Raw genomic sequence first — 5369 nt, forward strand, 5'->3', positions numbered from 1 at the left:
GCTCCGGGGTGGCGGTGTCTGGAGGTGGGGGCGGGCGGCGGCAGTGTGGCGGTGTGGCTGGCTCGGCGGGTGAGTCCCACCGGGAGCGTGGTGGCGAACCCTTGGCCTTCACCCGCGCCCGGCGCCCTGCCAGGTCCAGATCCTCGTTGTTGAGGCCGAGCCGCCCATCGGCCTGATCGAAGAACAAGTCACCTCTGGTCGGCGGCGTGTGGCGATCAGTTGTGCCCGGCGGTGACATCGAGGTCGCGCGGAACGAGCCACCAGACGGCGAGCGCGGCGGCGAGCATGAGCACTCCCCCGGCCAGCCCGGTCATCTCCAACGACGAGGTGAACGCCACCTTGGCCTGCTGGGCCAGGTGCGCTCCCGTGGCTCCGGTCTGGCGGGCGACCTCGATCGCGGCGGCCAGCGACTCGCGGGCGGCATCACCCGCGGCGGCCGGCAGCGCCTCCCGGTACACGGCCGCGGCGACGCTGCCCAGCACCGCGACGCCGAGTACGCCGCCCAGTTCGTAGCTGGTCTCCTCGATCGCGGCGGCGCTGCCCGCCTTCTCTGGTGGCGCACCGGCCATGATGACCGCCGAGGCGATCGCCAGCGAGCCCATACCCAGCCCGATCAGCAGCAGCGACACGGCGATCCACGGATAGGTGACGGGCGCGGCGTACAGCACGCCGAATCCCAGCCCGGCCACCGCCAGTCCTCCGGCCAGTACCGGGCGGGTTCCGACGCGCACCGCCAGCGAGGGCGCCAGCGGCGACAGCACCAGCGCGCCCAGCGCGGTCGGCAGCAGCCGCACGCCGGTCTCCAGCGGGGAGTAGCCGCCTGCGAGCTGCATCCACTGCGCCATCAGCAACATCATCGCCGCCATCCCGATCGACGTGCTCAGCGCGGCGATCGTGCCCGCGGTGAACGGCCGGCTGCGAAACAGGCGAATTTCCAGCAGCGGGTCGGACCGGTTCAGGCAGCGCCGGACGAACCAGGCGAGAACCACCACGGCGAGGCCGAGGGTGAGCCACGGACCGATGCCGGCCGGGCCCTCCTTACCGAACTGCTTGATCGAGTAGACCAGGGCGACCATCCCGGTGATCGACAGCGCCGTGGCGAACACGTCCCAGCGGCCCGAGCGCGGGTTGCGCGACTCAGGGAGCAGGAAGAGACCGGCGACGATCGCCACCGCCATCACCGGAACGTTCACCAGGAACGCCGCGTGCCAGCTGAAGTGCTCCAGCAGCAACCCGCCCAGAATCGGCCCGAGCGCGCCGCCCAGGGCGGCCATCGCGGCCCAGACGCCCAGCGCGGTCGCCCGCTCCCTGGGGTCGGTGAACAGGGTACGGATCATCGACAGCGTGGACGGCATGATCATGGCGCCGCCGACGCCGAGCATCGCCCGCACCGCGATCACTTCGCCGGGTGAGTCGGCCCAGAGCACCACCGTGGAGGCCAGCCCGAACAGTGAGAAGCCGGTGAGCAGCATCCTTTTGCGGCCCCATCGGTCACCGAGCGCGCTCACCGTGACCAGCAGACCGGACAGCACCAGCGCGTAGACGTCCACCATCCACAGCAACTCGACCGAACCGGGACGCAGGTCGGCCGAGATCGCGGGCAGGGCGACATTGAGGATGGTCATGTCCATGACCACCAGCAGCAGGCTCGCCGACAGTACCGCCAGCCCGGCCCAGCGCCGCCGCCGCGACACACCGGGCTCCGTCGACGGCGCGTAGGAGGTGCGCGTCATGCCCTTCTCCCGCCCTGCGGCCCGTATTCCCCGGCCTTACCCTGTGAACCGCCGCCATGGTGAGGATCGTGCTCGCCGGCGCCGCGGAAGAAGGTCTCGTGCAGCATCCCGGGAAGGTCGCGCCGTGCGACGTCGCCCCGGTTCAGGCTTTCCCGTACGGCGAGCAGCAGGCCGTACACCGTATTACTGATCCACCGCACCGGCAGGTCGGCCCGCAGGACCCCGGCGCGCTGGGCCGCCTGGTAGAGCGCGATCTCCCTGCCTTCCAACTCGTCACCGCGTTCTCGCAGCTCGGGCACCGACATCACCAGGTCGGTGAGCGCGAAGTTGTACTCCTCGGCCTCGCCGATCAGTCCACTCAGCATCTCCCTCAGAGCGGTGGTGATCACCACCGGCTCCACGGAGCGGGCGGCCTGCTCGATCCCGGCCCTGTACTGGGCCTCCTCCCATCGATCCAGCGCGCGGTGACCGAGTGCGAGCAGCAGTTCTTCTCGACCGGTGAAGTGCCGATGCAAGGTGGCGCGGCTCACTCCGGTCGCCTCGGCGATGTCGGCCATCGACGCGGCCGGGTCGTGGTTGAGGTGCTGGATCGCGGCGACGATGATCTGATCGCGACTCACAGCCATCAGTCAACTCCGTATCGTTTGAGACATATATGTCTTAAACGATAGCTGATTGTCTGAACCATTCGCGTCGCCGGTGGGCCGATCGACTCGTTCACAGCAGGCCCTCGATGATCGCTGGCTGGAGCCACAGGACTCGTCTACGCCGAGGCCTCGCCGGCGGGATCCGCGCGGCCAGCTACCGGACGGCCCGGACCGGGAGGCTGCCAAGGGGGCGGTGCTGACGGATCCGCGGCTGCCGGAAAGCCCCGAGACCCCGCCGGCCGAGCACGCCCTGGTCCCGCACTTGGCTTTGTGTGATGTCGTCTCCCGGCTCGGTGCCGACGTCAGCGTCGACAAGGAGGGGCGGCCGCACGTGGCCAAGGTGCCCCCGCCGCACAGGTCTAGATGGACCGGTGCATGCCCCCGTCGACGGTGAAGGTCTCTCCAGTGATGTAGCCTGCCGGCCCCGAGGCGAGGAACACGATGAGCGCGGCCGCTTCCTCGGCAGTCCCGAACCGGCCGGCGGGGATCAGCTTGCGGGCGAACTCCTCCCGGGCCTCCTGCGTGGGAAAGTGGGCGCGGAGTTGCTCGCTGTCGATTCGCCCCGGCGCCACGCAGTTCACGGTGACCTTCTGCGATGCGACCGTGCGCGAGAACCCCTTGGCCCAGAGAATGCACGCCGCGACCGCCGCCTGAGCCGCCGACACCGCGACGGGCTCAAGGATGCCGACGAGGTTCACGACACGCCCCCGGCCGCCTGCCGCCATAAGGGGCAGAAATTCCTGGGCCAACCGCCGCTTGGAGTGGAAGTTGAGTTCGAACTGACTCTGCCACAGCGCCTCGTCGAGGTCGGCGCCCGCGGGTTCGGCGCGCCCGGCGTTGTTGATCAGGATGTCGAGTAGGCCAAGGCGTTCCTCCACTTGCCGCCTCAACCGTACCGCCGCGCTCGGGTCGGTAAGGTCGGCTACCAAACAGAGGGGTCGCGGGTGGCCCTCGGCCGCGATCTCCTCCGCGAGTTCCTCAAGAAGGTCAAGCCGTCGCGCGACCAGAACGACCTGTGCTCCTTCAGCGGCCAACATGCGCGACGTCGCCATGCCGATACCGGCGCTCGCACCTGTTACCAGGGCGCGCCGCCCTGAGAGCCCAAGATCCATCTTCTCTCCTACGCGTCAGTGCCGGTGTCCGACGGCACGCGGAAATCGGTACGGGCGCCGCAACACTAGGTCCACGATCGCAAGAATGTCAAGCAATCGCTTGATTTACTCTGGTCCCCTCGATGCCGGGCCGGTCAACCGGCGGTGATAGGGATCCCGGTAGTGCTGAAGAAATTCTGGTCGGATATCCCTGACCTGTGCTAACGCGGGCCGGGGAGTTCTGTTGCGGACGGCGTGGGTCTGCCCATGCAGGGATTGTCGGTGTCCCGGCAGGGGTCCCGGTAGCAACGGGGCAGAATCCAACGAACCTGGCCCTGAACTGAGGTGATGTGGTGTTGCGTGCCGAGAGGGAAGGGACTGTCCGCCCTGGTTGTCGGCGCCGAGGGGATGATCCGCGGGTCAGCGAGGTTATAGGGGCGGTGTACTCGGCGCGGGCCTGTTCGAGGGTGTCGGGGTAGCGCTGGGTCTTCGCCGTCTGGGCGCCTGCAGTTCCACATGTTCGGTGCCTTCGATGACTTCCTGCGCGAGCTCATCCTGCCCGGCTCTGGTTGCGGGCACCGTTGGCGGCCATCGCCCGCCGCCGGGCAGCGGCGTCCAGGTGGAAGCCGGAACCGTTCCTCCTTCGTCTGCGTCGGTAGCACCCGAAGACAACCGAGTGCGACCAGCGCTCGGTCCACGCCGCCGACGCCCGGGAACGCCCTCGTCGAGTTCCTCGACGAGGGACGCGCCCGGGGCGCCGCCGAACTCACTGAAGACCGATGACGCGCTCGCTGAAGTTCAGGTGGCGCTCAACAAAGACCACAGGATCAACGCGGTTTGGGGCTCATAGCGTGATTCTTACCGGCACCCCTCCTACCTCGCGCTGAGGCGGTCCCGCAGTGCGTCGTACACGTCCATCGGGAGTGGGCCCTTCTGGGCGGCTGCGACGTTGGCCTGCACGTGCGTTACCTGGGTCGAGCCGACGATCAGCGAGTGCAGATCTTGGTGAGTGAGGATGAAGCGGAGCAGGAGTTCCATCGTCGAGGCGCCGTCTGCCAGATCGTCCAGGTCGGCGGCGGCGAGTCGCGCGTGGCGGTCGGCGAGCGGCCGGCGCATCGGCTCCGGCATGGCCTCGGGCGGAGCCATGAGCGGGCGGGCGATTGAGCCGTGAGCGATCGTCCCCGCGCCGGCTGCCGCGGCGGCGCTGATGAGTTCCTCGTGGGAGCGGTCGAGCGCCGAGTAGGGGAGGAGGAAAACGTCGAACGCCCCGATCGCGATGTGCTCCGGAAGGTTGGGCAGATTCCCCGACATGCCGGTGAAGCGGATCGCGCCTTGGTCCTGAAGGGCCTGCATCTCGGCGATGGTGTCCTCGGCCTGCATCACGGCGACGCTCGGACTCATGTGCACCATCAAGATGTCAAGGTGGTCGGTGCGCATCCGGCGCAGGCTCTGCTCGACGCACGCGCGGACGTTCGCCTTGGTGTAGACGTGCGGCGGACCCGTCCGCGGGTCACCGTCCGCGGCGAGTGGGCAGCCGCACTTGCTGGTGAGGACGAACTCGTCGCGCCGGTGGGAGATCCAGCGGCCGATGTGCTCCTCGGCGTCGCCGTAGTCCGGCGAGGTGTCGATGAGGTTCACTCCCGAGTCGAGGACCGTGTTCAATACCGTGCGGGCCTGATCGTCGCTTATCGGTTTGCCCCACGCCTGTGGCCCGCGCATCTCCATCGCTCCGTAGCCGAGACGGCTCGCCTGCAATCCGGTCCTTCCGAGCTTCGCGGTTGGCAGCGTCACGTCATCGTCCTCTCTTCGGTCCCGGCCGTCCTGGCACGTCCGTATTCGCTCTGACGGCCGGGGCTGTTGCTGTCGACGAAGGACAGGGGCTTCCACGGGTCGCGAGC

5 protein-coding genes are annotated in these 5369 nt (G+C 68.7%); all 5 read right to left on the reverse strand.

Annotation, left to right across the window (positions count from 1 at the left end; genetic code table 11):
- A partial coding sequence (locus ABZ260_RS45635) for a hypothetical protein (RefSeq protein ID WP_355630677.1) occupies positions 1-187 on the reverse strand: 187 nt, incomplete at its 3' end.
- Positions 188-215: 28 nt separating this feature from the next.
- Positions 216-1733 carry an MFS transporter gene (locus tag ABZ260_RS45640; RefSeq protein ID WP_355630680.1) on the reverse strand — a complete coding sequence of 506 codons (1518 nt, stop codon included), beginning with the start codon at positions 1731-1733 and terminating at the stop codon, positions 216-218.
- Positions 1730-2359: a helix-turn-helix domain-containing protein gene (locus tag ABZ260_RS45645; RefSeq protein WP_355630683.1), complete on the reverse strand. Its 630-nt coding sequence runs from the start codon at positions 2357-2359 to the stop codon at positions 1730-1732. Before ABZ260_RS45645 ends, ABZ260_RS45640 begins: the two co-directional genes overlap by 4 nt.
- Before the next feature lie 380 nt (positions 2360-2739).
- Positions 2740-3492, reverse strand: coding sequence for an SDR family oxidoreductase (locus ABZ260_RS45650; protein WP_355630686.1), 753 nt, complete (start codon positions 3490-3492; stop codon positions 2740-2742).
- Between the two features lie 852 nt (positions 3493-4344).
- A complete protein-coding gene (locus ABZ260_RS45655; RefSeq protein WP_355630689.1) occupies positions 4345-5262 on the reverse strand; it encodes an aldo/keto reductase in 918 nt (305 codons plus the stop codon).
- Between the last annotated feature and the right edge of the window lie 107 nt (positions 5263-5369).

The sequence above is a fragment of the Streptosporangium sp. NPDC006013 genome (assembly GCF_040614275.1).
GTDB lineage: Bacteria > Actinomycetota > Actinomycetes > Streptosporangiales > Streptosporangiaceae > Streptosporangium.